This window comes from Nocardia carnea, from assembly GCF_029869215.1.
Taxonomy (GTDB): Bacteria; Actinomycetota; Actinomycetes; order Mycobacteriales; family Mycobacteriaceae; genus Nocardia; species Nocardia carnea_B.
The window spans coordinates 1-3,756 of the sequence record NZ_JARWPM010000133.1 but is presented as its reverse complement, the minus strand read 5'-3'; the positions used below and the strand labels follow the sequence as shown (position 1 = coordinate 3,756).

Genomic DNA, 3,756 nt, shown 5'->3' with positions numbered 1-3,756 from the left:
CCCCAACGCAGCAAAACCCCCCCGGGGGGGGGCCAACCCCCCGCCCCGGGGCGCGGCCCCCCCGGCCCCGCGGGCGGCCCCCCCCGCCGTATCCGGTGTGTGCACCCCGCCGACGCGCACACCGGTCGCCGGCACCCCCGGCGCAGTGCCGGGGGATACCGGGGTCTTCGCTGGTGCGGCTCGGCCGGTAGCCGAGTCCGGGGACGGTGCCCGGGATTCGGTGGCTCGCCCGCAGTCCGGTTCGGGTGCCGGATCGCCGCTTCCGCCGGCCGGTTCGGCGTGCGCGGGCACGGCCGACAGCACGTGCCGGTGCAGCGTTTCCAGATCGCGGCCGAGGGTGCTCATCCGGCCACCCAGCCCGGTGAAATCGTCGGCGAGGGCGGTGAATTCGCCGGACAGCCGGGCGACCAGCGTGGGATCGATCGGAATCGTCATATATCGATGGTCGGCGCTCGGCGGTGCCCGCGGATGAGTAGAACTACTCGCCGGCGTCCCGGGATCTACCCGTTCCCCGATTCATCGGGCCGGCCGGTGCCGGCACCCCATCCCGTGTGGGCCGGTCGTCTATTCGTCGAGACCCTGTTCGATCACGTAGCGGGTGAGTTCCACCCGGTTCGCGAGCTGGAGTTTGCGCAGGGTCGCCTGGACGTGGTTCTCCACCGTGCGATGACTGAGATGCAGGCGGGCGGCGATCTGCTTGGCCGACAGTCCTTTTGCGACCAGGCGCAGCACCTCGGTTTCCCGGTCGGTCAGCGCGGGCCGGTCCGGGGCGCCGGGTTCGCCGGGTGTGGTCGCCATCCGCCGGTATTCACCGAGTACCAGGCCGGCCAATCCGGGCGTGAACACTGCCTGACCGGCGGCCGTCTCGTGGACGGCGGCGACGAGTTCGGCGGCGGAGGCACTTTTGACCAAGTAGCCCGACGCTCCGGCCTTAACCGCGTCCAGTACATCGTCGCGTTCGCCGGACGCCGAGAGCACCAGCACCCGGCTGTCCGGCGAGACCCGCAGGACGTCGGCGGTGGCCAGGGCTCCGTTCCCGTCGGGCAGCTGCATATCCATCAGCACCACCCGTGGCCGCACCGCCGCCGCCCGCCGGACCGCGGCCGCGGTGTCCTCGGCAGTGGCCACCACCCGGAAACCGGCCTCCGCGAGATCCCGCGCGACGCCCTCGCGCCAGATCGGGTGGTCGTCGACCACCATTACCGAGATGGCCTCGGCCGCCTCTCCGGTCACCGCACTGCTCCTTTCCGTGTGGCCCCGCCGCCTCCGCTATCGGTCCGGATCACCGATGCGGTTCGGCCCCGAACTCCGTACCACGCTAGCCCGCACCCGCGCGTAGGGGCAGGTGAAGGCCCGGTATCGGCACATCGCCGCCCCCGGGCTTGCGTGTACGTATATGTCTACTTATAGTTAGGCCACGGCGTGTACGTATACATCTACTTATATCGACACCGCCGAGATCAAGGGACCGCCTGTGCACCCGCACCGTGCGGACCGCTCTGAGAAACAGGAGACAGTCATGAACATGTCCGACCTCACCGCGAAAGTGATCGGCGACCTCGGCGACAAGCGGCGCTGGCGGAACTACAAGGCGCGGTCGAAACAGCTGCCCGCGAGTTACCGCACGGCGGCGGACGCGTGCGAGCGCTACCTGCTGTACACCGGTCGCGGCGGTGATGTGGCGATCTTCGAGGACCTCATCGAGCTGTTCGAACAGCGTGCGGCCGACCGCACTCCGCTGCGTGATGTGGTCGGGGCGGATCCGGCGGAGTACATGGAGACTTTCGCGCGGAACTATCGCCGGGATTCGTGGATCGATCGCGAACGCGACCGGCTCGACAGCGCCATCGCGCGCGCCACCGCGGCCGGAAAGTAGGGCGAACGATGAGTGCACAACACAGTCCGGCGATCCGGGTGCAGGGCCTGCAGAAGTCGTACGGCCAGTTGGCCGTGCTGCGGGGTGTGGATTTCACCGTCGAGCGCGGCAGTATCTTCGCGCTGCTCGGCTCGAACGGAGCGGGTAAGACCACGGTCGTGCGGATCCTCTCCACGTTGCTCAAAGCCGATGGCGGAACCGCCGAGATCAACGGCTTCGACATCACCGGTCAACCGGGCAACGTCCGCGAATCCATCAGTCTCACCGGCCAGTTCGCCGCCGTCGACGAAATCCTCAGCGGCCGGGAGAATCTCGTGCTGATCGCGAAATTGCGGCATCTGAAGGGCGCGGAGGCCGTGGCCGACGACCTGCTCGCCCGCTTCTCGCTCACCGATGCGGCGACACGGAAGGTATCGACGTACTCCGGCGGTATGCGCCGGCGGCTCGATATCGCCATGAGCCTCATCGGAAATCCACCGGTGGTATTCCTCGACGAGCCGACCACCGGCCTCGACCCCCAGGCGCGCGTCGAGGTATGGCAGGCAGTACAGGAACTCGCCGAGCACGGCACGACAGTGCTGCTCACCACGCAGTACCTCGAGGAAGCCGAACAACTCGCCGACCGGATCGCGATCCTGCACAAGGGCCGGATCATCGTCGACGGCACGCTCGCCGAGCTGAAGCAACTCCTGCCGCCCGCGAAGGTCGAATACGTGGAGAAGCAGCCGAGTCTCGAAGACGTCTTCTTCGCGCTCGTCGGCGCGGACAGCGAAGACGACACCCCCGACCAGGACCGCGACGCGGTCCGGACGAAGTAAGAGGACAAGAGATGACCACGCATTTCTTCGCCGACACCGGCCTGCTGCTCGGCCGGTCGCTGCGTCATATCACGCGCAGCGCCGACACCATCATCACGACCACGATCATGCCGATCGCCTTCATGCTGCTGTTCGTCTACGTCTTCGGCGGCGCGATCGACACCGGATCGGACTCGTATGTGCAGTACCTGCTGCCGGGGATCCTGCTGATCACCATCGCCTCGGGTATCTCCTACACCGCGTTCCGGCTCTTCCTGGATATGCAGAGCGGGATCTTCGAGCGATTCCAGTCCATGCCCATCGCCCGGTCCTCGGTCCTGTGGGCGCATGTACTGACTTCGCTGGTCGCCAACCTGATCTCGGTGGTGGTCGTCGTACTCGTCGCCCTGCTCATGGGTTTCCGCTCGGGCGCGGGAATACTCGCCTGGCTCGCGGTGACCGGCATCCTGATCATGTTCACGCTGGCACTGACCTGGATCGCGGTGATCCCCGGTTTGTCCGCGAAAACTCCGGACGGCGCGAGCGCGTTCTCCTACCCGCTCATCTTCCTGCCGTTCATCAGTTCCGCCTTCGTGCCCACCGACAGCATGCCGGGACCGGTTCGCGCGTTCGCCGAGAACCAGCCGGTGACCTCGATCATCAACACCATCCGCGATCTGTTCACCGAGCAGCCGGTGGGCAGCGATATCTGGGTCGCCCTGGGCTGGTGTGCCGGAATCCTCGTCGTGGCCTACCTGTTCGCGATGCGGACCTATCGCCACAAGATTTCCTGACCCATACCGTTTCCGCCGGGGGGGGGGGGCCCGCGCCCCCCCGGCGGCCGCGCCGCGGGGGGGGGCGGGGGGGGGGGGGGGGGCGGGGGGTGCGGGTTCGGCCCCCCCACCGCGTGGCGCTGGGCCCGGCGGTCGCGGTGGCGCTTTATCCCCCCCCGGCGCGCGGGCCGCCGCGGCTGCACACGGCCCGCGATCCCCGGCCGCGGTGCGGCGTCCCCCGGCGGCAGCCTCCGCCGCCGCGAGGCCCCCCGCCCCCGACCGCGCCGGCGGCGCCCCCGCCGCCCCCCCG

At 68.9% G+C, this 3,756-nt stretch carries 4 protein-coding genes and 1 pseudogene; 3 read left to right on the top strand and 2 right to left on the bottom strand.

The annotated features are described in order from the left end of the window. Positions 1-435, bottom strand: a pseudogene (locus QH276_RS08595) (hypothetical protein); the annotation flags it as partial. Positions 436-564: 129 nt separating this feature from the next. Then, the gene (locus QH276_RS08590) at positions 565-1,200 is read right to left on the bottom strand and encodes a response regulator transcription factor (RefSeq protein ID WP_280398051.1); all 636 of its coding nucleotides are present in this window, start codon (positions 1,198-1,200) and stop codon (positions 565-567) included. A 319-nt stretch (positions 1,201-1,519) separates the two neighbouring features. Here QH276_RS08590 and QH276_RS08585 point away from each other — a divergent pair, with 319 nt between their 5' ends. The 3 genes from QH276_RS08585 to QH276_RS08575 are packed head-to-tail and all read left to right on the top strand — an operon-like array spanning position 1,520 to position 3,467. Next, complete coding sequence (locus QH276_RS08585) at positions 1,520-1,876, top strand: DUF1048 domain-containing protein (protein ID WP_280398046.1); 357 nt, start codon at positions 1,520-1,522, stop codon at positions 1,874-1,876. Positions 1,877-1,884: 8 nt separating this feature from the next. Further along, a complete protein-coding gene (locus QH276_RS08580) occupies positions 1,885-2,694 on the top strand; it encodes an ABC transporter ATP-binding protein (protein ID WP_280398047.1) in 810 nt (269 codons plus the stop codon). Positions 2,695-2,705: 11 nt separating this feature from the next. Beyond that, positions 2,706-3,467 (top strand): ABC transporter permease, encoded by a 762-nt coding sequence (locus QH276_RS08575; protein WP_280398048.1) that lies wholly within the window; start codon positions 2,706-2,708, stop codon positions 3,465-3,467. Positions 3,468-3,756 lie beyond the last annotated feature (289 nt).